A 26,455-nucleotide genomic window follows, 5' to 3' on the forward strand; every position below is an offset into this window, starting at 1 on the left:
CATTAAGCTTCTACTGTCTCGTCGTCCTTGATCCCGAGCTCCGCCTTCATGCCATCGTAGCCTTCCTCTTCAAGCCGGAGCGCCAGTTCCGGGCCCCCGGTTTTAACAATGCGGCCGTTCATCATGACATGCACCTGATCCGGCTTAATGTAATTGAGGAGCCGCTGATAATGCGTAATAATCAGACAGCCGAATTCTTCAGAGCGCATTGAATTGACGCCTTTGGCCACCCACTTCAGGGCGTCAATATCAAGCCCTGAATCAATCTCGTCAAGAATGGCGAATTTCGGTTCCAGCATCATCAGCTGCAGAATTTCATTGCGTTTCTTCTCGCCGCCTGAAAAACCTTCATTAACATAACGCTCTGCAAACGCCTGATCCATCTCAAGCATCTGCATTTTTTTATCCAGTGTTTTAATAAATTTCATCAGCGGGATTTCATTGCCCTCACCGCGCCGGCCGTTGATCGCCGTTCTCAGAAAATCGGCGTTGGTTACTCCGCTGACTTCGCTTGGATACTGCATTGCCAGAAAGATTCCGGCGCGTGCCCGTTCGTCAACCGCCATATCCAGCAGATTCTTGCCGTCAAGCTGCACGGTCCCCTGTGTTACTTCATACTTCGGATGTCCCATGATCGCCGAGGCAACCGTCGATTTTCCCGTACCGTTCGGTCCCATCAGGGCATGGATTTCACCGCCTTTAATGTTCAGATCGAACCCTTTGACAATCGACTTTCCTTCAACGGATACGTGAAGATCCTTTATCTTCAACTCCGATACAGTCATTTCACGACCTCCAATACAGAATATCTATACAGCCGAAACCATGGAAATCAATTCTCAATCTATTATCATTATTATCTTATATCAGATCTAAACAGATATCAACCCATGATTCCAGAGTTACTCACGACAAATCTCAGAGAGGACTGAGAATCTTTATCTCCGTCTGATTATCATTATACTGCTGTTTTCGATAAAGATAAAAAGCGAAAGCTGTTTTCATTCAAATTTCACGGACAGTCCCTAATCTCCCGTCCCCGGTCCTTCTTTGCGGACAGCTTGTTTTTATAGTATCTCTCGGCGGCGGTCAAAAAAAACACACCCGGTTTCTTGAGACCGGGTGCGGATTTTTTTTATGTACAGCAAAAGAAAACAGGTTTGAGCGGCCGCACTTGTACTAATCGAAAAAACAAACGGCTGCGTCAGGCCTGCATAATCATCGGCACTTTCAGGGCCTGTACAGCCGGATTCCCCGGCAGACAGATGACGCCGCCGCTGTCCGCTCCGGTTCCGTTTATAAATGAATCCGGATCAAGCGACACGCTCCCCGGCAGGCTGAAAAAAATCTTTCCGATTTCAGGACCCTGAATATGATTACTTTTATTCATCTTCATCAGTCCGCTCCAAGGATTGGTAAACAAGAGACGGGTCGAATCGGGAATGGTCCCGCCTGTCTGCCAATTGACATCCTGAGAACGTGTCTGCCTGCCAAGCAGATATTCTCCGACAGGGATTCCATTTTTTATCGCTTCCGAGCGGCCTTCAGGGGTTGCATGCATCCATTTGAATGTCGCGCCGCTCGACTGAATAGACTGGGACGAGGCGCTTTTCACTTCCTGGACCAGATCCGCGTCAAACGCATCCCGATGAGCGCGCGGGACCCTGCCGGTAAAGACCGTTGTAACCAGATAAAGCGATCCATTATTCAGATAGCCCTTTTCGTCCAACCGTGCGGCCAGGACTGAACTGAACTCTTTCAGCGACATGTCGCTGAAAAAATCCGGATCGGGAATAACTTTTTTGGCATCCTCATTTAACGGCTGAACCGATATTACATGAAGGCTCTGATCGACGGCCGCTTCAATACTCGGCACCAGATCAAAATCAAGGTATGCGGCAACCGGCCGGTCCGCGACATGCGTATTTTGTGAAAAAGGCAAAAGACATAGAAACGACACGGACACCGTAATTACCGATTTCAAAAGAAACCTGCAGAACTTAAAAGTGTGGGAGAGATGTTTGGATAAAACCGTCTGTCCGATTGAAATATCAGCCGACCGCCGAAGTTTTACCGGCCTGAAGTCCCCTTCATTGGTCAGTAAAATGGCGTGGCGTCCCTTTCTGGACACAAGGATTCCCTGATTTTTCAGTCCCCTCGCCACCTTTCAGCTCGCCGCTAAACCGTTTCCTTCTCCGGTTCAATGTACGATTTCAGTGCGCTGAAACCGCCGATATAAATCAGCGCCAACGCTATTATATACTTTCGATTTCTTTCTATGGTTTTGCGGCTGCAAGAGACAAATTGCAGTAAATCTTTTATCGGCAGCTGTTTCTTTTTCTTCAGAAATTGGACGAGTGCTTTGTGTTCTACCAATTTCTTTGCGGCAATTTTCGCATTTTCACGTGCATCGGCGTGTTTCGGGCAATGTTTGCTTAGCACATCAAACGTGATTCCGTATTTCAGCAGCAGCTGCTGATAACTGTCAATCTGTTCCATCCGCTCATTGATCTGACATTTTTCCTCATAGTAATCAATGGCCGCCCGCTGCTCAACAAAACTTTCCTCCATCCCGTTTTCATCGCCGGGCTCCGTCTGATCAAGATAAATATTCCGCATCTGCCTGGATTCCTTGCGAATAAAATCGATGATGCGGCGGCGGATCACCATGTCGGCAAAAGTCAGAAATTTGCTGCCCTGACCTTTCTGATACTGATTAATTGCTTCATTAAATGCGACCATGCCGACACTGAACTCGTCCATTGTCTGGTCGATAAATCGATTGCACACTTTTGAAACAACCTTTTTAATGAAAGGCTGGTAGGATTCAATAATAAAATTGCGCAAAGGCTCGTCGCCCTGCTGAACCTTAAAGATGTTCTTTTCAAGCGGAAAATTGTATGTTCCGCCCATTGCAAGCTGGTTCGTGCTCATCACACTGCCTCACCTCTCGCTTTAATCTGGTGAACCTCACCTTGAACAAAGCATATCATGTCCGAATCATTCAGAAGAGTATTGTCAAAAATTTTTGTTAATGTAAGGATCTTCTGCTTTTTTTTGTCGGAAGGGATCGAAAAACCCCTGTCTCATTTATACCATGCTTTCATGTCATAATGAAAGCGACAATCCGGTAACAAAAAGATGACAAGGGTTGTTACTTAAGTGTGATGAGCGGGCCGTCTGCGTTCTGCGCACGGCATGCCCTGCTTTCTTCGTTTATTTAATTTGTTTGTTTTTAAGTATCAGGCGTCTTCGCCGATTAACTTTTCATAAGCATCGGCATCGAGCAGCCGGTCAAATTCAGCGGCTTCCACGGATTCCAGTTCCACCATCCACGCTTTTTCATAAGGGGATTCATTGACAAGTTCGGGAGCATCTTCAAGCGAATCATTGGTTTCCGCTACCCGGCCGCTGACCGGGGCATAGAGTTCGGAAACAGTTTTTACAGATTCGACGCTGCCGAAGGAATCGCCGCTTTTCAACTGTTCGCCGGACTCCGGCAGTTCGACAAAGACGATATCGCCCAGTTCTTTCTGGGCAAATTCCGTAATCCCTACACGAACTTTTCCGTCTGCTTCCTTCTTTACCCATTCATGATCTTTCGAATAAAGCAAATCTTTCGGTACATTCATTTTTCTGCCTCCGTTTCAGTTTCCCGATTATTCCAGACAAAAATCATTCCATTGGATTGAACGCCATACCCATTATATCGTAATTATACCGTAAAACGGGAAAATAAGCGGTTTATTTTTCTCCATCGCCGACGGGCTCCGTCCGTATCCTGCAAACGGTTCAAAATTGCTTATAATTTCTTTCTCCGGCCGATTTTTTCAGCAGCGGGGGACATAATACAACTGAGTACTGTCACCAATTCAATCCATAGGAGTGTGAATCAACATGAACATGCAGCAGCAGGGCGGGCAGGCACCCATAAATTTTGCTCAGCCGCCGGCAATCCTTTCCACAAAGGATTGTCTCTATATTGAAGACATGCTGTCCTGGAATCTGGATGTCATCAAGAAGGCGCATGCCTATTCGTCGTTGTGCCAGGATCAGGATGTGACTCAGGCGATGAACCGTACGTACCAGCTTCACATCCGCCAGTATCAGGCTATTCTTAATCATCTTGGCAAACACGTCCAGGCAGCAGCGAATACGAGCGGGGGGATTCTGTAATGATGGAAAAGCAACCGGTTCAGTCAACAACGATCCAGAATACGGAGACTCAGGTTCCGAAAACGCCGCAGATGAACGATCGCGATTATTTGAACGACCTGCTTCTTACAGAAAAGTATCTGACGGTTTCTTACGTCCATGCGCTCCAGGAAGCCAGTCACCAGTCGCTTTTTCAGGACATCAAAAATGTTTTCGATCAGACGTGCGACCACCAGCGCGACCTGTACAACCTGATGTTTAATAAAGGATGGTACAAGGTTGAGTCTCAGGCACCGCAGAAAATACAGCAGACGTATCAACAATTCACCCAGTATGCACAGCAGCAGTTCCCCAAATAAATCCGATATTCTGCCTGTAAGGAACCCCGTCCGGTATTGATCCGGGCGGGGTTCCTTGCCTGTTCAAAAAGTCCTTATTTCCCGGGAAACAAGGCAAGCCGTTCTGCCCCAAAAATAAAAGTCTTGTATCTGCCCATCAATTCTCCGGGCACTATTGATTGAAGCCGGATTTTCGGCTCCGGAACGGTGTCCGCACCGTGGAGCGATTGCTTCCGTGTACTTCAGACAGTCGGGAAAATTTCTCCCATTATCTGTTCTACAGCAGTGCAGATCATCTGCCCGCTCATGAACCAGCAGAATCATCGGAAGAAGAAGCGGCCCGCGATCAATTTGAGAATCGATTTGCCATTTAGCCTGATATTCATTGAAAAATCCGCTTCCCGGTTAATTTCTTCCATTATATTGGTAACATCATGTAATTCCTGTTTAACCCCTCCACAATTCTCATAGTCTCGAAACCTATGGACTAAGGAGGGAGTTACAAACATGTTGAAAAAGATTCTCGCAGTTGCACTTGCAGGTTTTTTCACTCTGCCGTTCATGACGACGGGACATGCCGAGGCGGCGTCACTGCCGCAAGCCGGCGCGACCCCGGTCACTGTTTCCGGCACGCTTTATTCCTGGAATCTGAATAGCAATCAGATCTCAGAATTAAACGCCCTGATCAAAAAATCCGGCATTCCTTTGAACTTTTTCCCTGCAAAGAACAAGCCTGCGGCAGCAAACCCGGCCACTCGGACTGCTCAGCCGTCCGGCTCGAATATAACCGGAAAAACGGGGCAGTCGGCAAATACCGCTCAGGCTCAGAAACCTGCCGCCGCAAACACGTCGAATAATTCCAGCAGCCAGATGAATGCTTTCGAAAAGAAAGTTGTCGATCTGACCAATCAGGAAAGGGCAAAGGCCGGGCTGAAAGCACTGAAAACCGACAACAGCGCCCTTTCGAAAATGGCGCGCGACAAAGCGGCGGACATGCGCAACAACAATTACTTTGATCATCAGTCGCCGACCTACGGCTCTCCGTTTAACATGATGCAAAAATACGGCATCAAGTTCTCAACCGCCGGCGAAAATATCGCCGCCGGACAAAAAACACCGGAAGAAGTCGTCAATGGCTGGATGAACAGCCCGGGACACCGTGCAAACATTCTGAACGCCAACTATACCACGATCGGCGTCGGCTATGTACAGGGCGGATCCTACGGCAGTTACTGGACTCAGGAATTTATCGGTTCATAAAATTCTGTCATCTCATTTAAATAGTCTAATAGAACGGCGTCCCATTATGCTTCAGCAACGGGGCGCCGTTTTTCCGCCTTTATTTTTCGTTTCTTCCGAGTCGCAGGCCGGCCTGCCGCTGAATAAACTAGAGTAGTACACGATCACGGCACACTCCGGGGGTGAGCTTTCTGAACAATTATCCGCTTTACACGGCACTTGGCGACTCTTTGACAGTCGGTGTCGGATCGACCCTGTTCATGCCGAATTTTGTCAAATGCTTTCACCGCGACCTTAAATCGTATTTTCAGATGCCGGTTGCTTGCCGAAAATTTGCCAAGAACGGGGCAACAACAGGCGACATTCTGGCAACGCTTTATCGCCCCGATGTCGCTCGCACCGTTGCTTCTGCAAGATTCATTACATTAACGGGAGGCGGGAACGATCTGCTCCGCGCAGGAAAAATATGGATCAGAATGAGAGACCGGACTTTGCTTTCCCGTGCGCTGGGCGAAAGCCATACAAACATTGAACGGATCATCGCCGCAATGATTCATTTGCATGCCGGCCATTCGGAATCCTTTATGATCCGGATCCTGAATCTATATAACCCAATGCCTCACATTCCTGAATCCCGTCTATGGCTGGAAGCCTTCAATGAGAGGCTTCTTTCGCTGGAACGTTTTGCCGAGGTTAGGGTAGCCGATATTTATCATGCCTTCTACGGCCGTGAATCCTCTCTGCTGGCCATGGACCATACCCATCCCAACCCCCTCGGTTATAAAATAATGGCCGATACAACGGCCCGCCTCGGTTTTGACCCCGTCGCCCGCCGGGGAGCCTGAAAGAATTCCGCCGCCCGCGGGAATCCTGATCCGGAATCATTTTCCCGGCGATTTCGTCTTTCCAGAGAGCGTCGGGCCCCCTCGTATAAATACATGCGGTTTTCATCCTGCGGCCAATTGCGGCATACTAAAAACCGGCGCAAGAAATAAAATCATTTCTCTGCACCGGTTTCCCAGATTGCCTGCTTGTCCCGCAGACCGTTGGTTGCCTTCGCATGTTCGTACGTTTTTATTGCCGGCCGGACTCAGGCGCGCCACCTGGGCGGTATGTTCTTGCCCCAATATATTTTTTTCAATTCGTGGTGTTTCTCAAATCCGTCCAGCGCCGTATGATAATGAAAGTCGAACCAATAACCGTCGAGCGGCGGATGATCCCGGCGCACATGCAACTTCAGTACATCCTGCCCGGTATCTGTCTGGTAGACATGCAGGATCCGCTCCCCCCTGCCCGCGGACGGCGAATGGGTCACTGCAAGACTCCTGACCCAATTCTTATCGTGCTGCCAGCTGACGTCCCTGATTGCAGCAGCAAAAGCAGGTGCGATTTCCCTGACGTACTGGTCGCCGATCTGTGCCGACACGCGGCTGCCGAATTTGTACAGTCCCTGATCTTTTGCCTCGCTTGCGGCATAGACGGAAAAAGCATCGATCAGCCGGTCCTTTGAACCATTTTCTCTGATCGCTTTTTTCCAGGGGCTTTCCTCTGCCTTCGGATCATCCTGGTCTTCTTCCTTATAATAGGGACCGATTGCCGGTGTCCGGGTCTCTGTTTCCTGAAGGCTGCCTTTATCAAGCTGTTTATCGACATGACTGGCCGGCAGATTGGGGACAACGGTCCCGAGCGTTAATACCGCAACCAGTGCAACAAGAAATTTTTTCAGCAAAACAGGAATCACGTTCCGATCTCCTCCGTCCGCGCTTTCATTCGCATCAGCGGCGATCGTCCCGGTTTCCTTATGAATCGGTTATCCAAAAGAGAATCATCCGCTTCCATCCCCGCTTCCGCGCCGATCAATGAAAATCGGCACAACGGCAGCCCGGCCGGCCGCTTATCAAACGGGCACATCTATACCAGACTATTCGTTGCCCGTTGATTTTTCGGGCAGTATGACGGCCTCTTCAGTTTTATTTTACGAAAAAACGGCCGGAACAGACGGCATCGCACGGAGGTTGGATCGCTCAGACATTGTCGAACTTAAAATCCTCATCCGTGAGCGGCTCGATATTGAGCGGAACCACATAATCGCCCTTCGTAGAAAAGAAATCATGATTGATTGTACCGGTGTCGATGCCGTTCAAAACAATCTGGCTGACCGGATCATGCGTGTAGCGGTCTTCACGCCCCAGGTTCTGCAGCGCCCGGTTGGCATTGTACAGGACGTAGTCGTTGACTTCTTTAACGAGGCTTATCTTTGAATATATTTTCACTGTATACTTTTTTTCGATTTCGACCAGCCGGTCCAGCAACTGATAAAGCTCCCGGTCTGCCGTCTTTTTTTCTGCTTCGTTCAGGTTCTCACGGTACAGGCGCTGTGCGACCATGCCCGTAAAACTGCCGTGGATGGATTCATCCTGTATAATTTTGCGGATAATCTCACCGCTCGCAATCATCCGCCCCTGTCCGGATAGGAAAACAGGATAGAAAAATCCGCTGTAGAAAGAGAAGCTTTCCAGAAAAACCGAGGCGGTCATCGCCATGTAGCGCTTGAACGGCGTCACATTTTCCCTTTTATCGTAAAGATTGTTATACCAGCGGGCAATCAGCCTGTATTTTTCCTGAAGTTCGGATTGATCGTTTACCCATTTGCCCAGATAAAAATCCGTTTTCGGCGACGGAATCAGCGTTGAAAAAATATGGGAATAGGATTTCGCGTGGATGTGCTCCATCATCCCCATCCAGGCGAATACAGCCTGTTCATGCATATTGTCATGGTGGATGGCGATGAGAGGCATGCCCACGTCGCCCTGCTCGCGGTCCAGGCCCGTCAGCCCGGACAGAACTTCTACATAAGTATCCTGCTCATCCTGAGACATCGAGCCCCAGTCCGAGAGGTCCCGCGAAACTTTGAACGCCTCTTCTGTCCAGAATTGATTGATGTTCTGTTTCCAGTATACTTTTGCGATCTGGTTATCGCTGTTGTTCCAATTGATAGCTTTCATTTTCCGACCTCTTTCCGAAAATCTGCGAAGCAACGGGCTGCCCGGCTCCGGCGGCTGCCGCAGCGGGACAGCGCGATCCCTGCCGCCTGCTGTCACACGGAGCAGGCCGTGCATTCCTCCGGGGAGAGAAGCTGCGTTCTCGTGTAGTAAAGCGACTTCAGTCCCTTTTTATGTGCGTAGACATAGAGACGCGCGAGCTGGCGTGTACTCGTCATGCTGTCAACATAAAGGATGGTTGAGATGCCTTGATCGACATGCTGCTGAATCTCCGCAATCATGTCGATGACGCGGTACTGATTCGTCTGATAGGCCGACTTGTAATACCACATTGTCTGAGGCGAGAGGAACGGCATCGGATAAATCGTTTCGCTGTTGCCGTACTTTCTCCGTTCGATAATATTCACGACCGGCATCACCGAACTCGTCGCATTCTGCACATAGCTGATCGATTGCGTCGGCGCGACGGCCAGACGGTAGGCATTGTACAGACCGTATTTTGCAACCTGTTTCTTAAGCTCTGTCCATTCCGCGGTTGTCGGAATATGGATGCCCTTAAACAGTTCAGCCGCCCCGGCTGTTTTCGGGCCGAAGTATTCCTGTTCATATTTTTTGAAATAAGAACCGTCGGCATAATCGGTCAGCTCGAACCCCTTAAAGGTCGTTCCGCGCTCTCTGGCAATCATCATCGACTTCTCAATCGAATAATAATTGACCATTGAGAAGAATGTCCGCGCAAAGTCCCTGGCTTCCGCCGACTCATAAGACAGACGGTTTTTCGCCAGATATCCGTTCAGATTCATAGCGCCGAGGCCGACCGAATGCAGTTCGCGGTTGGCCAGACGGACACCCGGAGCGTTCGTGATATGCGTCATGTCGCTCACCTGTGTCAGTGCCTCAATACCGCAGTGAACGGAGTCCCGGATCTTGCCGCTTTCCATTACATTAACGATGTTCAGCGATCCGAGAATGCAAGAGACATCGCGGCGGATCTGATCGGGAACATCATAATCGTTAATCGTTGACGTTTCCTGCATCTGAAAAATTTCCGTGCACAGGTTCGACATCTTGATGCTGCCGAGCCGGTGCAGCGGATGGTTTCTATTGGCATTATCCTTGTAAAAAATGTAAGGATAACCGGACTGCATCTGCATCTGGGCAATCCGATTGAGAAACTCGCGGGCATCCGCGCTCTTCTTTTTAACTGCCGGATTGGCAACCAGTTGATCGTACATCTTGTCCATGTCCATATCATCCAGGTGCTGCCCGTATGCCTTATAAACCGTGTACGGTGCAAACATGCAGAACGGCCTGCCCTGTTCGGCCAGTTCGAAAAACTTGCCGGGGACGATCAGCCCGATGGACAGCGTCGACAGGCGAATATCCTCATCGGCGTTTTCCTTTTTTGTATCCAGAAATTCAGGAGCGTCCCAATGGAAAATATTCAGATAAGCAGCACCCGCGCCGGGACGCTGCCCCAGCTGATCGGCATAAACAAATCCAAGCTGAAGCTTCCGGGCGACCGGCACGACACCCTTTGCCACACCCTCAACGCCCTTGATCGCTTCGCCGCGGCCGCGGATCTTCGATAAGTTAAGCGCCACACCGCCGCCGATTTTCGACAGCTGCTGCGACGTGCTTTCAATATAATTGATCGAATTCAGCGAATCGTCCGCTTCAATCAGGAAGCAGGAGACCATTTCGCCGCGCCGGGCCTTTCCGGCATTGAGAAATGTCGGCGTCGCCGGCTGATAGCGCTGTTCCATCAACGCACGCATGAAGCTGACGGCTTTATCATAATTCCCGTGTGCTAAATACAGGGCTACGATGGAGACGCGTTCGAAATAATGCTCCAGGTAGTGAGATTTGTCATTGGTCTTCATCGCATAATCACGATAGAATTTACTTGCTGCCATGTAAGACTGGAATTCGAACCCATAGTTGCCGGCTATTTGATGAAGCTGTTCGATATTTCCTTCTTCGTATTCGGCGAAAACATCATAATAATAATGATGACCGACCAGGTAGTGGAGTCTGTCCAGCACGGTGGGGAAATGAAGCATCTTCTGCTCGACTTCGGTTATGTAGACTCGGATCGCTTCCCGATCTTTCCCTAGCTGGTAAAAACCGTCCTCCCCGCGCGTCAGTACTTCATTATTCAGTTCAATATAAGACTTTGTTTTGGTCGCTTCGTTCAGCAAATGTCTTCACCCTTTCCCGAAATTGAATCACGTCGTCTGCCGTCCCGCCTAATTCAAACTTATAAAGAACCGGCACCCTGTACACAGAGGAAATTACATCGGCCGCACGGGCAAAGTTCCGGCCCCAGTTGCGGTTCCCGCTTGCTGCCACCGCTCGCAGGAACCGTCCGTTTTTTGCAAGAAAAGCCTTGACGCTTTCCGGCGCGTCGCCGAACCCGATCGTATTCGTCACCAGTATAAAGGGTTGCTCAACTGCCGGACGATTGCTGATCGGCTCATGCGGAAGTCCCGTCTTTGCCAGAAATCGTCTGACGTTTCCGGTCATTGTCTCATAAAGAATCAGCATCAGCGGTCCTCCTTTCTTATCAGAAAAGCTGCATGTCTTAGTGTCTGACAACAGGTTGTACATACTATATATAGTTTATGTTTATTAATTTACCACAATATATTGTTTTTCACAAGGAACTTTTCCCGGACAAAATGAAAACACTGTTTATCATAAGCCATCGGGCGACATGATTCAACAGGCAGATTCCTGCGAAAAAAAGAGGCAATTCCCGATCTCCGGCCGGAACAGACGGAACCGCGGGAAAATGCTTCTTTTTACATTACAGATATCAAATTTTCAAGGATTATAGGACCGGGATCGGCGGCCGGACATTAGCACAGCGTCCCTGCGGCCGGTTCAGACGGGCCGTCCTGACCGCCGCACCGAAGGCTTCTTCTATCCAAAGATCCGGTTTTCTCATCTTTTGCTGTGTTTCGATTATTTGATGCGCCGCTGGCAACCCCGCCGTCGGACTGTCATTGCAGGCCGGTCTCTTCCCCTCTGCCCCGGATCGGTGTGAACGTACGCCTCTCATCTAAAGATTTACGGCGCTTGATTGCCTGCTGTTCGGCTAGGCAGGCAAAATACTCCTGTGCATTCACGGACTCCTTGCCGCGCCGGTCCCGTTTGCGGTACAGCCCGTCGTTGCCCAGGATCCTTGTCTTGACATTATCCGCCATCATCGTATCGAATAATCGAATAATGGTCTCCCGGATTTCATCATCATCAATCGGAAACATCAGCTCAACGCGCCTGTTCAGATTGCGGGTCATCAGATCGGCGCTGGAAAGGAACGCCTTAGGCTCCCCGCCGTTCCCGAAAATATAGATTCTGCTGTGCTCAAGATAGCGTCCGACAATAGAGTGCACCTCGATGTGATCGCTGACTCCGGGAATTCCCGTGCGCAGACAGCAGATGCCCCGGACAAGCAGCCTGATCGTGACTCCGGCCGCAGATGCCCGGTATAATGCCTTAATCATGTCCTCGTCAGATAAAGAATTCATTTTAGCGTGAATATACGCGGGCTTCCCGGCGCGGGCATTTTCAATTTCCGCTTGAATAAGATCGAGCATCGTATTGCGCAGCCACAGCGGCGCCATAACCAGTTTATGAAAATAAGGCGGTTCCGAATAACCGGACAGCATATTGAAAACGTTGGACGCATCCACGCCCATCTGTTCATTGCTCGTCAGCAGCCCCATATCGGTGTAAAACTTGGCCGTAATATCGTTATAGTTCCCGGTACCGAAGTGCATATAGCGCTTGATTCCCGTCTGTTCCCTGCGGACAACCAAAGCCATTTTGCAGTGAGTTTTCAGTCCGACCAGGCCGTAAATGACATGGCAGCCCGTTTTCTCCAGTTTTTGCGCCCAGTTAATGTTATTCTCCTCATCAAACCGTGCCTTCAATTCTACGAGCACCGTCACCTGCTTCCCGTTCTCCGCCGCTTTTTCAAGATAACGGATAATCGGCGAATTGCCGGACACACGATAAAGCGTCATCTTGATTGCCAGCACATTCTGATCGATCGAGGCCTGGCGGATCAGCTCAATGACGGCATCAAACGAGTCGTACGGGTGATGAAGGAAGACATCCTGTTCGCGCAGCGTATCGAAAATGGAGTGCTCCATCAGTTCGTAATGCACGAACGGGCGGTGCGGCGAATAAAGCAATTCTCCGAAACCGTCCAGTTCCCCTACAAGCTTGGACAGGAAGGTCAGGTCGATCGGACCGTTTACACGGTAAACATTTTCCGAACCGACATCCAGCCTTTTGATCAGCTTATGGATCAGCCGGTCGCCGATTCCCGCCTCGACATCAAGATGAATCACATTCCCACGCTCGCGCAGGCGCAGCTGTTTCTCAATCTCTTTGAGCAGATCCGCCGTCTCTTCCTCATCGACTTCAAGATCCATGTCGCGCATGACCCGATAGCAGGAAGCCTCGTCAAGTTCATAGCCGACAAACAGTTCCCTCAGATGGCGGCGGATAATATTTTCGAGCAGAACAAAACTGTAATGTCCCGACTCATCAGGCAGTTTCACAACCCGCGGAAGCACGTTCGGCACCTGAACCGTGACAAATTCTTTCTGATCTGAACGGCAGCCCCTTTTATGAATCAGTGCGGCAATATTAATGCTCTTGTTAAGAATGAGAGGAAACGGGCGCGAAGAGTCAACCGCCATCGGTGTCAGCACAGGATAGACTTCCCGGCTGAAGTAATGATCGATAAAATCCAGCTGCTTTGAAGTCAGCTCGGCAATTTCCAGAATATAAATGCCATGCTCCTTCATCAGCCGGCTCAGCATGCGATTGTACGTCATATACTGCTGGCCGATCATCCGATGCGCTGCTTCGCTGATCTTTGTTAATTGCTGGCTCGGTTTCAGACCGGCGGGATCCGTTTTTTCATAATTGACATTGACCATGTCGATCAGAGAAGCTACACGCACCATGAAAAACTCATCAAGATTGCTGGCCGTAATCGACAGAAATTTGACCCTTTCGAGCAGCGGATTATCTTTATCGCGCGCCTCTTCCAGGACGCGTTCGTTAAAGAGCAGCCAGCTCAATTCGCGATTGCTGAAATACTCTTTTTTATCAAAATCCCCCATGGTCCCTCATCCTCTCAATATCGGTTTCAACCCGAAAACCTCTTCAAAATAGGCCGCTTTTTCTTCAAACGTCAGCCTTTCAAGCGACAAATCATCATCCGAACGGGCTGTAATCACGACTTGATCGTGTTTCAAAGAAACGGTGATTTTTTTTACCTTCTGCTGATGGCTGTCATCTAAAGCATCCGCCACACGCAGGATGGCGGCAAGCTTGGCCGTGATCAGCCTGCTGCGGGAAGGAAGACGGCGAAACGAAGCCGAATCGTTCGACGGGGTTCCCGTACTATGATAACGTGCGACATTGGCAATGATGTCCCTTTCGTTATCCGAGATTCCGATAATTTCCGACGACTGAATGATGTAATAAGAATGAATATAGTGCGCATTCATATCAATGTAGCTTCCTGAATCCTGCAGGATGGCAGCAAGCTGAAGAAGCAGCCTTTCTCTTTTTCCGAGGCCGTGCAGCGTCTTAAGTCGGTCAAACAGATGCAAAGAAAATTTTTCGACAACTTCAATGTGGCGCGGATCGCACTTGTAACGTTTGGCGATATTCCGGGCGGACACGATGATGTCCTCGGCAAAAGAATGCTCAACGGGACGCCTCTGATTATCCAGCTCATCGTGTATCAGTATTCCGTCCGCAAGATCGGCCTCAGAAAGCAGAATGCTTTTCGCATCCGTCATTTCAAGCATTTTTTTCAAAATCATCGCCGAAGGAAGAATCTGGGTTGCCGAATCGTAAGGCACCCTGTATTTTTTGGCCAGTACCTGAGCCGGAAGATCGAGAATGTGGCGATACAGTTCATTAAATCGTTCCCGGTCGATTGTATCGCTGCTTGTCTTCATAAATGCCCGTTTAAAGGCAAGCAGATCCGTTCCGACAAGGACAAAATGTTTGTACTGGACGTTTTCCGGCGCAAACTGCTGATATCCCGAAATTTTGCTCACGATATAATCTTCCATAATATCCACGACATCGCCCGTCTGATCTTCCAGGTCGCCCAGCATTTCACGGATCCGGAGCGGACCGAGCTTAATATTCCTCGAAAAAATAAAGTGGCCGTTATTATAAACGGTCAGCTGGATGCTCCCTGAACCGATATCGATCAGCATCGTGCCTTCTTGGATTAATTTGTTGAATTCTTTCGTTTTATAGGCAACAGCCTGGTTGTGCAGGTAACGTTCCTCCGCGTTTGCCAGCCACTCCAGATTAAGCCCCGTCCTCAGTCGGATCTGTTCTTTTACGTACTCCGCGTTCGCCGCTTCCTGAACCGAACTGGCGGCAACCGCCCGGTAGTCTTCTACTCCGTAATCGTCCATAATCTGAACAAATCCGGCAAGCGCCCGGCACGCCTGTTCGACGGTCTGAAAAGCAATCATCTGCTGATTATAAATGTCGGCTCCTATCGTCACATCGGCTTTTACATGTTCTACGACAGTCAATTTCATCATATCGGCAATCTTTAATACAATCATTTGCAAACCAATCGTTATGGAAGCAAAGAGTCTGTGTTTACCCGTATTGCTCACCCCACTGCCTGAATCTATCTGTTTCCTGTGCATATAAACAATATCTCTATTTTATTATAAAGCATATTCCGGACAGAAAAAATCTTCTCCGGACACTTAACAGAAAAAATAGAATGGCAACACAGGTACATCGACGACACGACGGTACAAAAAAGGTCCGGAATCCCGGAAGCTTTCAGGATTTCGAACCCCCTTAACCTATTTCCCGATCCGCGGCCGGCTGTCGGATCACAGCCCCGCCGTGCGGAAAGCCTGTTTCAGATCGGCGATCAGATCGTCCGCATTCTCAAGCCCGACACTGAATCTGAGAAAACCATGCGTCCTGAACTCCGGGGGATAAAAATCAATGCGTTCGTCATCCGGGCCGATAAACACGATCAGGCTTTCATCATGGCCCAACGATACAGCCGAGATGATAATCTTCAGTGAATTCACAAATTGATTGATCGTGTCTGGATCGGCGTCAATACCGAACGCGATCATCCCGGAATACAGGCTCATCTGTTTCCGGGCGATTTCGTGCTGCGGATGGCTCTTAAGTCCGGGATAGCGGGCAAAGGTCACGGCAGGATAAGATTCCAGAAACTCGGCAATTTTCTGGGCACTCTCGCTGTGCCGCTCCATTCGCAGAGGAAGAGTCACGACACCTCTCATGATCAGCCAGGCATTAAAAGGACTGATGCATCCGCCGAGATTGACCATTGCTTCTGCTTTGATTTTATTAATCAGATCCGTTTTCCCGATGACTGCTCCGCCCATGGCGTCGCCGTGGCCGTTGATGTACTTCGTCAGGCTCTGGACGACGAGATCGGCGCCGAGCGCCAGCGGGCGCTGGAGATAAGGCGAAGCAAATGTGCTGTCGACGGAGAGAAGTGCGCCGGCATCATGCGCGATTTTCGCGATTTCCTGAATATCGCTGACCCGGGTCGTCGGATTTCCGGGCGTTTCCACATGAATCAGTTTCGTATTCGGACGAACTGCTTTTCGCACCTCATCCAGATTGGAAGTGTCTACCAGCGAAACACTGATCCCGTACTTTTCCGGAAGATACTGGCCCAGAAGCCGATAGACAGCTATATAGGAAACCTTGGAGCAAATCACATGCGAATCCTTGTCCAGAAAACTGAAAAAGATACCCGACAACGCCGCCACGCCGCTTGCCAGGACGACACAGTCCTCACCGCCTTCAAGCGAAGCGAGCCGCTCCTGAAGGTAGATCTGATTCGCCGACGTCGTCCGCGTGTAAAACAGATTGTTCGGGTCGCTCCAGTTCAACGCTGAGGCATCGTCGGGCAGCCGGTAACAGTTAGCCATTGTAATCGGCCGCCGGATGGCACCCGTTTCTTTATCTACATCGTTGCCGACGTGAATACACCGTGTACTGAAGTCCGTGTCGCCGTAATCCGCCATTTTTGTCAGCTCCTCTTTTCATCTCTCTATTTCGAAAAATTGACGATCCATATCCCTGCCCACCAATTTTTCCAAATTATTGATATATTCTTACTGTAAAATTGATTCAGCTGCAAGTCAATCTTAATTCTTAGTATTTTTATCTGTTTATTACATTTTAACACAATATTCACAAACCCACACAGGAAATATCCCGGCCGAACGGTCAGTCAGATATCCGCAGCTTTTTCAAAAAGAGAGCGACACGATCCCGTGCAAACCTCTTATTTGACATGATCTCATTTAATTGAAATATGACTCCCGATCTTCCATCTGCAGAATCGCATCGCAAAAGGCTGCCGAATCCCAGGGCAGATAAAGAGGATCCCAGATCAGCAACTGAATCAGTTGGAACAAATGTCTTGCCATTGCGTTCATACATGATCAGCTCTTTTATAAAAGTCCCGGAATTATCCGGGTGAGACAGGCAAGGTTTTTCTGCATGCTTCGGAAGGAAACTTTGATACAGACTTAAGCGGACGGGAAATGGTAAACGCGGATAATAAAAAATGTTTTCTTAAAAGATTTAAAAAAACACCGGCTTCGTCCCGTTTTCTTATCTCTCAGATCTTTCTGCTGGAATTGACACCATTACACTCTGTGCTGGTTGTCGGGCTTCATTAGGCCAGTCCCTCCGCCGCTCTTGATAAGAAGGTTTGCTATTCAGTATAAGAAAACTTGCAAAACGTTGTCGTCCGGGCAATCCGGGTGCCTTCCGCAAGGCTGGCACGGCGCTCATCAGCTGAATTATAATTCATACTGTCCGTATGTCAACAGGATTAATTACGGCCCTCTATAAAGTGTCTTTTGCATCGGCAAGCAGTATCCGCATCCGGTCCAGCCAGGAAACAACGGGCTATGCAACCTGCCCGGTAAAGGGCGGCCGGAGCCTTAAATACCGCTGCCGGGCACCCGCTGTCAGCTAATCAGGATCCGGAGTCTGTGCGGCCTGAATGCAGCCGATTACTTTGCGCCGCTGCCGCGCTTTTTAGCAATAATAACCAAAGTGACGACTGCCAGAACAGCTGAGATGACGGACAGAAGGAGGGCGATAATCGAAAGAACGAAAGCGCTCCGGCCGGCCGGCTGACCGGCACTCGCACCGTCAGCTGGACCGCTGACGATCTGAGTGATTGCATGAGGCGTTTCAGCACCCGCCTTTTGTGTCCACTCAACAATACTTCCATCCTGATAGTACTGATACGCATTCCACGCTAACTGGGTATTTTTCTTAGGATTCAGTGCCGTAAACTGGAATTGCTGAAACTGGCCAGGAGCAATGCCCTGACCCTTCGCCGACCAGGTGACGGTCTGAATATTGCCGTCGGCTCCCTTCGCCGTTGTTACGGACCAGCCGGGCACTGCCTGATAGTCGACAAACTCAACCTGACCGGGGACGCGCAAAGCTACTTTAATTGTCGGCACGTTCTTTTCCGTCGGTACCTGAACCGTATACGTCTCATAAGCCCCCGCCTGAGACTGGACCGGTTTCACCGCCACGTGTGCGGAAGCACTGGTTTGAACAATAAAGAATAGAGCAAGGCCAAGAAAAGCAGCGATGATTGTTTGAAAAAAGCTTCTCATTTTCAGGTACCCTCTTCCTCCTGCTTAATTATTAATTTTAACAATGATGTCCTTATCAAGATCCTGAAACGAATTCGTTAAAGCGTGGATCCGGATCAAATAACGGCCGCTCATAATAAACGTGTCATTAACGGGCACGCTCCCCTTGCCCAGTTCTTTTAACGGATACTGAACCTTAGTCGAGCCCATATCCATCTCCAGCGATTTGATTGTCAGAACCGCCTGCTGCAAATCCGCCGCCGGTTTCCCTTTCCGGGTCACTGCCAGTGAAATCGTATTCCCGCCGACTTTTCCGGGCGTGACTTTTACCTTAAAATCATAACCGCCGGCTTCGGCTGAGGACTGATTCGACGCCTGCAGCGCCGCCGTTCCCTGTGACGATTTCAGAATTCGGTCGGGTATCGGAGGGGGGCTATTCGACAGCGCCGCTGCCGCCAGCAGCACGGCCAGTCCGACCGCCAGTTCGCCGATCACACTCCTCTTTAGAAACTGAGTAGGCCGGCGGCGGACACGCAGAAAGGAATAAAGGGCAAACAGCAGCATCACTCCGAGAAGGGCCGCCTTGATCAGCAGCAGCCATCCGTATAAGGATGTGTATAGCGAGCGCAACGTCGGCAGATGAATCACACTGCCGATGACCCCCGACAGTAAGATCAACGCAACAAACGTCAGAGCAAAAGGCGAAAACCGGTTGATCGTCTGCCGGTAAATCATTTTCTGCCGTTCTGCCGGATGATCCTGTTTTATTAAGCCCGGCAGGAACAAGATGCAAATCAGCGAGCCGAGCCAGACCGAAGCAGACGACAGATGCAGAAAATCGGCAGACACCGCCAGGATACGGATTGGAATACTGTTGACACTGGCGGCATGTCCGATCCACGCCTTTGATAAGGCAAATACCAGCATCAGGAAGATCAGGCCCGTCCAGAGAACATGAGCGGTTCTGTCTGATCGTGACCTGAACAGCCAATAATGACTCAGAAAGCATAGAATCAGAATGGCAAGCTGCACAAACCATAGGGTTCCGAATGATGTGGAAAAGAGCGTCGCCTTCAGTGACTGAACATTGAGCGACTGAAGCCAGCTCACGCCGGCATTCAGTGTCACTTGCAGCGGCAGCGAAAGCATGACCCCAAAGAGCAGGATCCCTGCCGCCGCATTGAGCGCAATTTTCATTGTTCTTCGTTTAAACAGGAATAGATCATGTGCCGTATAAATGAATTTTAAAAAGAACAGCAATCCAAGATAAAATGATAAACCGCTGTACAGTATCCACCTGATCGCCAGATTATCCGCACTGGGAAGATTGCCGGCTGCCGCTGTATCCGGCGGCGGGGATTGGATCCTGCCGGGATGGCCGACCTGAAAGGCAATGATCCCGTTAACGGGATGGCCGTCCGCTGAAATCACTTTCCACTTGATCCAGTAGTAACCCGTCGGCAGGCGCCTGTTTAAATAGTTTTCCAGTATCGCCGGATTGTGCGGATCGGTACGGACCTGATTTGTGTCGACGCGGTGCCCGGATTGATCGAGCACGTCGAGAGAGAAGAAGGTCGGCTGAATTTTCTCGTCAAACTGTATTTTGACTTGTTTCAGGTTGCCGCTGACTTGCTGCTGCGCAGCAGGATCGGAGCGGATAATGTAAGCATGTGCCGAAGCAGTATTGGCAGACAATAAAAAAAACAAAGAAAAAACAATCCACGCGCAGATCTTTTGTTTCATCATCACTCACCCACTTGCTCGCTCTGCAATGATTACAGCTGCCATGAAGCCCCAATCATTGCCTGCATCATTGCTGCCGCGCAGACGATAGGATATAGTTTCCTATATTATAGCGTTTTTTTATAAGTTTAAGGCTGACCAGATCGTCCACCCGCTGCTGCTGCTCGCGGACCATTCCCGGGAAGAAGGATAAGGTGCCGAACAGCTTATCATCGAAAACGGACAGCCATTGCAGATGTGACACATCTGTTTTTTCCTTCAGCAATGCTGCCGCAGTATGCGGATTCGTCTGGATCGTACCGTCCGCCTGTTGAATCGCCGCCATGATTCTGTCGACCGCTGTTTTATCTTTCCTATATATAGAATCATTCACTACATAAACATCACGATTGCTTTGAAACGACGACTGTGCAGCCAGTTTCATGAATCCGGAACTCAGTGCTTTGCTCTGGTACGGCTCTCCTACGGCCAGTGCATCGATTGAACCGCTTTTCAATTGATACAGTCCCTGTTCAGGGGTTATGTAGACAGAATGGATATCCGTTAAGGACAGATGAGCCGTTTTCAGCATCTGGGCCAGAAAGAAATGCTGGTTGGAAAACCGTTCATAGCCGATCTTTTTCTTCCGTAAATCTTTCAGGGAATGAATCGGCGAATTCTTGCGGACAAAGATTCCCTGAGCGTTCGGATTGGGCGGCTCTGCAGCCAGATAGTCTATTTTCGGCTTGTCCGCGTGCTGGAAAACAGGTACCGCATCGCCGACAGCGGCAAAATCGACCCGGCCTTTATTCATTGCCGCAAAAATCGCGCTGTCATCCGGGTATTGAATCCACTGGATGACGGTTTTTGCCTTCTTTAAGCGCTTCGTCAAATTCTGATTTGCCTTAACAAGGTTCAGCGTGCTGTCTTTTATATAACCGATCCTGATGATTTTTGTACGCTCGGCCCCGGCTCCGGAACAGCCGGCGAGCAAAAGGCCGAAACAGATGCAGAAAAGTGAAAGGAACCGGAGCATTCTCTTGCTCACAGCGATCATCGCAGGGTGTTTTATTAATGGGACAGTCCTTTTTTCCATCCGGTCAGTCTCTTTTCAATTATAGTAATAATAAAATTAATGGCCAGCCCTAATAGTGCCAGAATGACAATTCCTCCGTACATACTGGGAATATGAAAAGTCTGCTGAGCCGTGAGTACAAAGATGCCGAGTCCGGAAGGCGCTCCGATCATCTCGGCGGCGACAAGCGCCGTGATCGAATAGGCGCCTCCCAGCCGGATGCCTGTCAGAATTCTCGGTATCGATGCCGGAACAACGACCTTTCTGAAGATATAAAACTGAGAAGCGCCCATTGAAATTGCCGAGTTAATCAGCAGCTTTTCGACATTTTCCACACCGTTGATCGTATTCAGCAGAATCGGCCAAAACGCCGACCAGAAGATAATCGCGTCCTTCGACAATTCGCCGATTCCAAGGAAAAGGATAAAGACGGGAAACAGGGCGAAAGACGACATCTGTCTGAAAAACTGCAGCACGGGATCGACGATTGCTTCAAGCCGTCTGAACCATCCGAGCGTGACCCCCAGGGCTATCCCGATCACAATGGCCAGAAGAAATCCGGTCAGTGAACGCTGGAGGCTGCTGATCAGGTTGCCCCATATCTCCCCCGACGCGAAAAATTGGTAAATGGCCGCTGCGACCTGCACAGGTGAGCTCAAATAGGCTCTATCGACGATACCGAAAGAAACCACAGCTTGCCAGATCAGCAGAAGTAAGATCCAGCCGATTGATTTATCAAAAATGACCATGAATTTTCTTCTCAAAACCACCATTCCCTCTTCGGATCATTGTAAGGAATTCACCACTTCATCCTTAATCAAGCTCCACAGATATTTTCTTATCTCGGAGAATTCATTTGCATTTCGCATGTCGACCGTACGGTTTCTGGGCAGTGTGATCGGGACAATTTCCTTCACCTTTGCCGGCCGGCTGGTCATCACCGCAACACGATCGCCGAGAAAGATCGCTTCGTCGATCGAATGGGTCACAAACAGAACCGTTTTCTTTTCCACTTCCCAGATTCTCAATAATTCCAGCTGCAGCATTTCCCTCGTTTGCGCATCCAGTGCCGCAAAGGGCTCGTCCATCAGCAGAATCGCCGGATTATAAGCCAGCGCCCGGGCAATCGCCACCCTTTGCCTCATCCCTCCCGAGAGTTCGTGCGGATAACGGAGTGCGAATTTTTTTAGACCGACTCTGTCTAAATAATTTTCTGCGATTTCCTTTCTCTTTTTCTTTTTTACGCCGCGTATTTCCAGTCCGGCCGCGACATTGTCTAAAACCGACCGCCAGGGAAAAAGGGCATAACCCTGAAAAACAACGCCGATATTTCTATTGACGCCATTGAGGAGTGCCCCCTCCACTTTGATCTGCCCGCTGGTTTGTTTATCCAGGCCGGCCAGTATATTCAGAAATGTTGACTTCCCGCAACCGCTGGGTCCTAAAACGGTCAGAAATTCGCCCTCATTGACCGACAGATTAAAATCATTAAGAACGGTCAGGGTTTCGTTCCTGCCTTCTTCATTTTTCACTGCAAATTGCCGTTTTAAATGTTTGGCTACAATGACCTGATTCATATTTTCCCCCCTACTTGCCCGCGTAGGCAATGGAACTGCTCTCGGCATACGGATTATACGCATTGGTGGCAATCGCAGAGGCTTTGATCTTGCCTTTAGGGATCTGGTTGGCATTTTCCAGCGTATTAATCCAGTACTGCAGCGGCTGCTGCTGAATCACTAAGTTCTTGACGTAAGCGTAGCGCTCGACCTGACTGACGTTCATGTGCAGCCGTTTAGCGATATATTCCCGTGCCTGTGTCGGATGAGCATCGACCCAGTTGGCCGTTTTCGCAATGATGCCGACGAATTCCTTAACTTCCGCCGGATGCGCCCGCAGAAATTTGCCGTTTACTGTGTACGGCTGCATGCCGCTTAAGCCGTGATCAATGTCCCAGTCGCTGAACAGATCCTTAAGATTCTTGTTCTGCTGCGCAATACCCGACTGCGGCGGATGAATGATTGCCAGATCGATTCTTTTTTGATCCAGCGCCTGTTCCAGCTGCTCGTTCGGCATTGCGACCCATTTAATTTTAGCGGGATCGACATGATTTTCACGCAAATATTTTTTGGTTACATATTCAGCACAGGCACCGAACCCATTCATGGCGATCGTCTTTCCTTCAAGATCTTTCAGATTTTTGATGCCCGAATCTTTGCGGACAAAATATTTCATGTGCGGTGCATTCTGCAAGGTTTCATTGCCGGCTGAAATGATTTTGACATCCGCTCCTCCGGCGACCGCCGATACCGTCAGTGAGGCCATCCGTGTACCAAAATCAATATCCCCCGTGCCGACCAGCGGAATGACCTGGTTCGCGTCAATTTTGCCGACATACTTCGGCTGAATATGAGCATTTTTAAAATAACCGAGGTCTTGTGCCAGGTAAACGAGATCGAACGTCGGATTATCCGGATATTTAAAATAAACCACATTTCCTTTCTCCGATGAACCGGATGTTCCCGGCTTTTGAACCGAACATCCTGAAATAGCGATCAGAAGAATGCACAGTGACAAAATCAACGGCCATTTAAAAACCGAGGAAACCGACCTGCCAGCCATCTTCATCATAACCCCCAATATTTTTTTAATTTTTGTTGCCCGCCGAGCTGTCTCTCCGTTTCATCGTTCATCTTCCAAACGCTAAATTGAAACAAAATTGTCGAAATTGAAGAGTGAATTCAGTATAATCATGACAATTCACATCTGTCAACTATTATTTAGTTTTTCTATGAACCCATTTATCAGGCACTTGCCGGCCTGCAAGCTTCAAAATCGATCGGATTCCGCTGCAGTACAAATGGCTCCGGCCCTTTTCTCATGCGGTCTGAACGCAATTGACCAATATTTTTTTGTATATATACAAACTCAGATTTTTCTGATTGCTAATAGTCTAGTAAAGTGCTAGGATTTTAGTGAAATGATGTATGTTTCGTCACATATTACGTCTCTTTCATGCCTGGATTGCTTGGACGTATGCGTGATTAAAGTCATTGTCTATTGACTGGAGGGGTAAACATGATTAAATACGGTTTTTGGGCACCGGTTTTCGGCGGATGGCTGCGGAATGTCAAAGACGAACAGATGCCCGCCACATTCGACTACGTTAAAAAGGTGGCGCAGACGGCGGAGCAAAATGGATTCAGTACGACTCTGATTCCGGAACTGAATCTCAACGACATAAAGGGTATTGCATCTCCGTCATTGGAAGCCTGGTCGACAGCGGCGGCACTGGCCGCCGTTACCAGCAAGCTGGAGATTATGGTGGCCGTCAGGCCGGTTTTCCACAATCCGGCACTCACCGCAAAAACTGCGGCAACTATTGACCGGCTCAGCCACGGACGTTTTTTGCTTAATGTCGTCTCCGCCTGGTGGAAAGAAGAAGCCAGACAATACGGAGCTGAATTCACGGCCCATGATGAACGGTACGACCGGACAAAAGAATTCGTCACTATCATCAAAGGCCTGTGGCGCGACACGCCCTTCAGTTTTTCAGGAAAATATTACCATCTGAAGGATACGTATCTCAGTCCGAAACCGGTTCAACAGCCAGGCATCCCGTTATATGCCGGCGGAGAAAGTGAAAAAGGGAGGCAGACGATTGCAGAGAGCTGCGATGCATATGTGATGCACGGCGGATCAGTCGATGAAATTGCCGGAAAAATCAGCGAGATGAAAGAGCGCCGCCGCAAGCTGAACCAAAAACCCTTCTCTTCTTTCGGGATGGCGGCTTTCGTCATCTGCCGGGATACGGAAGCCGAGGCAGAGGCGGAACTGGCCCGCATAACCGACGTCAGGGAGGCGGCCGGTTATGCCGGTTTCAAAGATTTCGTCACCGAATCGCAGCTTGAACGAAAAATCCAGCTGCAGGATTATTCGGTGTCCAACCGCGGCCTGAGACCGAATTTTATCGGAACAGCGGAACAGATCGCCGACCGTATTCTGGCTTATGAACGGATCGGCATCGAACTGCTGCTGCTCCAGTTTTCTCCGCAGCTGGAAGAAATGCAGCGTTTTTCCGAACAAGTGATACCGCTTGTCGAAAAGAAAAGGGCTGAAAATCGTGTGTCGCCGCAGGCATAATCGCAGCGTGCCGCTTTGTATCCGGATAAATTAAAAAGAACGGCCAAACAGGAGGGTCCACCTATGGGAAAGATTTATCTTATTCATGAAAATGACGACTGGACGAGACATTTGACCGCACGGCTTGACGAACTGCATCTGCCCTATGAATCCTGGTTCCTGTCGGAAGGTCTCGTCGATCTGACAGCCGAACCGCCGGAAGGTATCTTTTACAGCCGGATGAGCGCTTCATCGCATACCCGGGGGCACCGCTTTGCTCCGGAACTTGCCGAAGGTGTATTTGCCTGGCTGGAGCATCACGGACGCACGGTTTTCAACGGGAGCCGCGCGCTGCGGCTGGAAGTAAGCAAGATCAATCAGTATACTGCCCTGCAGGCGCACGGTTTCCTGACGCCGAAAACGATCGGTGCGGTCGGGAAACAGAACATCCTCGCAGCCGCTCATCGTCTCGGCCCCGTTCCCTTTATTACGAAGCATAACCGCGCGGGCAAAGGGCTCGGCGTGCAGCTGTTCAAATCGATCAATTCGCTGAAAGACTATCTGTACAGCGAGCGATACGAAGAACCGATAGACGGCATAACACTGATTCAGGAGTACATCCGCCCCCCTGAATCCTTTATCACACGGGCCGAGTTCGTCGGCGGAAAATTCATCTATGCGGTACGTGTCGACACATCGGAAGGTTTCGAACTGTGCCCTGCGGACAGCTGCCAGATTAACGACGCTTTCTGCCCGGTCGGCACCGAAGCTGAGGTAAAGCCGAAGTTCCGGATTATTGAAAACTTTGACGAGCCGATCATTGCACGTTATGAGGCCTTTCTAAAAGATCAGCAAATCGCCGTCGCCGGCATCGAGTTCATCCGCGACTCAGACGGCACGCTCTACACGTACGACATTAACACCAATACGAATTACAATTCCGAGGCCGAAGCCGAGGCCGGCAAGTACGGGATGCTGGAAGTCGCAAAATTTCTGGGAAACGCTCTGGAAAGGGAACAGGCCGGGAACGGGACAGCTGTGAATTCATAAGCGGCAAAACAAGCATGCCGCACAGACGGGTTTTGATCGCCCGCCGAAACGGCGTGACAGGAAGAT

23 protein-coding genes and 1 riboswitch are annotated in these 26,455 nt (G+C 49.6%); of the genes, 6 read left to right on the forward strand and 17 right to left on the reverse strand.

Annotation, left to right across the window (positions count from 1 at the left end; all coding sequences use genetic code 11):
- Positions 1–2: 2 nt before the first annotated feature.
- The 4 genes from sufC to gcvH form a co-directional block, all read right to left on the reverse strand.
- Positions 3–785 carry a Fe-S cluster assembly ATPase SufC gene (gene sufC, locus Q6A92_RS02695; protein WP_274397761.1) on the reverse strand — a complete coding sequence of 261 codons (783 nt, stop codon included), beginning with the start codon at positions 783–785 and terminating at the stop codon, positions 3–5.
- A 419-nt stretch (positions 786–1,204) separates the two neighbouring features.
- Positions 1,205–2,164 carry an anti-sigma factor domain-containing protein gene (locus Q6A92_RS02700; RefSeq protein ID WP_332236957.1) on the reverse strand — a complete coding sequence of 320 codons (960 nt, stop codon included), beginning with the start codon at positions 2,162–2,164 and terminating at the stop codon, positions 1,205–1,207.
- Positions 2,165–2,178: 14 nt separating this feature from the next.
- Positions 2,179–2,934: an RNA polymerase sigma-I factor gene (gene sigI / locus Q6A92_RS02705; RefSeq protein WP_332236958.1), complete on the reverse strand. Its 756-nt coding sequence runs from the start codon at positions 2,932–2,934 to the stop codon at positions 2,179–2,181.
- A gap of 308 nt (positions 2,935–3,242) precedes the next feature.
- Entirely contained in the window at positions 3,243–3,632 is a 390-nt protein-coding gene (gene gcvH / locus Q6A92_RS02710; RefSeq protein ID WP_274397764.1) for a glycine cleavage system protein GcvH, read from the reverse strand.
- Between the two features lie 265 nt (positions 3,633–3,897).
- Between gcvH and Q6A92_RS02715 the strand changes: the two genes are divergently transcribed.
- The 4 genes from Q6A92_RS02715 to Q6A92_RS02730 all read left to right on the forward strand — a co-directional run bounded on the left by Q6A92_RS02715 (position 3,898) and on the right by Q6A92_RS02730 (position 6,577).
- Positions 3,898–4,176 (forward strand): hypothetical protein, encoded by a 279-nt coding sequence (locus Q6A92_RS02715; protein WP_274397765.1) that lies wholly within the window; start codon positions 3,898–3,900, stop codon positions 4,174–4,176.
- Between the two features lie 2 nt (positions 4,177–4,178).
- Entirely contained in the window at positions 4,179–4,514 is a 336-nt protein-coding gene (locus tag Q6A92_RS02720; RefSeq protein WP_274397884.1) for a spore coat protein, read from the forward strand.
- A gap of 489 nt (positions 4,515–5,003) precedes the next feature.
- Positions 5,004–5,753, forward strand: coding sequence for a CAP domain-containing protein (locus Q6A92_RS02725; RefSeq protein ID WP_443029675.1), 750 nt, complete (start codon positions 5,004–5,006; stop codon positions 5,751–5,753).
- A gap of 161 nt (positions 5,754–5,914) precedes the next feature.
- The gene (locus Q6A92_RS02730; protein ID WP_274397767.1) at positions 5,915–6,577 is read left to right on the forward strand and encodes a GDSL-type esterase/lipase family protein; all 663 of its coding nucleotides are present in this window, start codon (positions 5,915–5,917) and stop codon (positions 6,575–6,577) included.
- 245 nt (positions 6,578–6,822) lie between these two features.
- Here the strand turns inward: Q6A92_RS02730 and Q6A92_RS02735 are convergent, their stop codons facing one another.
- The 13 genes from Q6A92_RS02735 to Q6A92_RS02795 all read right to left on the reverse strand — a co-directional run bounded on the left by Q6A92_RS02735 (position 6,823) and on the right by Q6A92_RS02795 (position 23,710).
- Positions 6,823–7,473, reverse strand: coding sequence for a YpjP family protein (locus Q6A92_RS02735; RefSeq protein ID WP_274397768.1), 651 nt, complete (start codon positions 7,471–7,473; stop codon positions 6,823–6,825).
- Between the two features lie 283 nt (positions 7,474–7,756).
- Positions 7,757–8,737 carry a class 1b ribonucleoside-diphosphate reductase subunit beta gene (gene nrdF / locus Q6A92_RS02740; protein WP_274397769.1) on the reverse strand — a complete coding sequence of 327 codons (981 nt, stop codon included), beginning with the start codon at positions 8,735–8,737 and terminating at the stop codon, positions 7,757–7,759.
- Positions 8,738–8,829: 92 nt separating this feature from the next.
- Positions 8,830–10,935, reverse strand: a complete 2,106-nt coding sequence (nrdE, locus tag Q6A92_RS02745) for a class 1b ribonucleoside-diphosphate reductase subunit alpha (RefSeq protein ID WP_274397770.1) — start codon at positions 10,933–10,935, stop codon at positions 8,830–8,832.
- Positions 10,898–11,281, reverse strand: a complete 384-nt coding sequence (nrdI, locus tag Q6A92_RS02750) for a class Ib ribonucleoside-diphosphate reductase assembly flavoprotein NrdI (RefSeq protein ID WP_274397771.1) — start codon at positions 11,279–11,281, stop codon at positions 10,898–10,900. The genes nrdE and nrdI overlap by 38 nt, the downstream gene beginning before the upstream one ends.
- A gap of 458 nt (positions 11,282–11,739) precedes the next feature.
- Positions 11,740–13,878, reverse strand: coding sequence for an RNA degradosome polyphosphate kinase (locus Q6A92_RS02755; protein WP_274397772.1), 2,139 nt, complete (start codon positions 13,876–13,878; stop codon positions 11,740–11,742).
- Between the two features lie 6 nt (positions 13,879–13,884).
- Positions 13,885–15,444, reverse strand: coding sequence for a Ppx/GppA phosphatase family protein (locus tag Q6A92_RS02760; protein WP_274397773.1), 1,560 nt, complete (start codon positions 15,442–15,444; stop codon positions 13,885–13,887).
- Positions 15,445–15,639: 195 nt separating this feature from the next.
- Positions 15,640–16,821: a trans-sulfuration enzyme family protein gene (locus Q6A92_RS02765; RefSeq protein WP_274397774.1), complete on the reverse strand. Its 1,182-nt coding sequence runs from the start codon at positions 16,819–16,821 to the stop codon at positions 15,640–15,642.
- 592 nt (positions 16,822–17,413) lie between these two features.
- Positions 17,414–17,513: riboswitch (SAM riboswitch) on the reverse strand.
- A 310-nt stretch (positions 17,514–17,823) separates the two neighbouring features.
- Complete coding sequence (locus tag Q6A92_RS02770; RefSeq protein ID WP_274397775.1) at positions 17,824–18,444, reverse strand: YcnI family copper-binding membrane protein; 621 nt, start codon at positions 18,442–18,444, stop codon at positions 17,824–17,826.
- Between the two features lie 24 nt (positions 18,445–18,468).
- On the reverse strand, positions 18,469–20,169 hold the full coding sequence (locus Q6A92_RS02775; protein WP_332236961.1) for a copper resistance protein CopC: 1,701 nt from the start codon (positions 20,167–20,169) through the stop codon (positions 18,469–18,471).
- A 64-nt stretch (positions 20,170–20,233) separates the two neighbouring features.
- Positions 20,234–21,241: an ABC transporter substrate-binding protein gene (locus Q6A92_RS02780; RefSeq protein WP_332236962.1), complete on the reverse strand. Its 1,008-nt coding sequence runs from the start codon at positions 21,239–21,241 to the stop codon at positions 20,234–20,236.
- A complete protein-coding gene (locus Q6A92_RS02785) occupies positions 21,217–21,969 on the reverse strand; it encodes an ABC transporter permease (protein WP_274397778.1) in 753 nt (250 codons plus the stop codon). The genes Q6A92_RS02780 and Q6A92_RS02785 overlap by 25 nt, the downstream gene beginning before the upstream one ends.
- 36 nt (positions 21,970–22,005) lie before the next feature.
- Positions 22,006–22,797: an ABC transporter ATP-binding protein gene (locus tag Q6A92_RS02790; protein WP_274397779.1), complete on the reverse strand. Its 792-nt coding sequence runs from the start codon at positions 22,795–22,797 to the stop codon at positions 22,006–22,008.
- 10 nt (positions 22,798–22,807) lie between these two features.
- Entirely contained in the window at positions 22,808–23,710 is a 903-nt protein-coding gene (locus tag Q6A92_RS02795; protein WP_332236963.1) for an ABC transporter substrate-binding protein, read from the reverse strand.
- 588 nt (positions 23,711–24,298) lie between these two features.
- Here Q6A92_RS02795 and Q6A92_RS02800 point away from each other — a divergent pair.
- Together Q6A92_RS02800 and Q6A92_RS02805 are read left to right on the forward strand one after the other, a co-directional pair.
- Positions 24,299–25,360: an LLM class flavin-dependent oxidoreductase gene (locus Q6A92_RS02800; protein ID WP_332236987.1), complete on the forward strand. Its 1,062-nt coding sequence runs from the start codon at positions 24,299–24,301 to the stop codon at positions 25,358–25,360.
- 63 nt (positions 25,361–25,423) lie between these two features.
- Complete coding sequence (locus tag Q6A92_RS02805) at positions 25,424–26,389, forward strand: ATP-grasp domain-containing protein (protein WP_274397781.1); 966 nt, start codon at positions 25,424–25,426, stop codon at positions 26,387–26,389.
- The last annotated feature ends 66 nt before the right edge of the window (positions 26,390–26,455 follow it).

Origin of the sequence: Sporolactobacillus sp. KGMB 08714 (assembly GCF_036598985.1) — a bacterium.
Lineage (GTDB): Bacteria > Bacillota > Bacilli > Bacillales > Sporolactobacillaceae > Sporolactobacillus.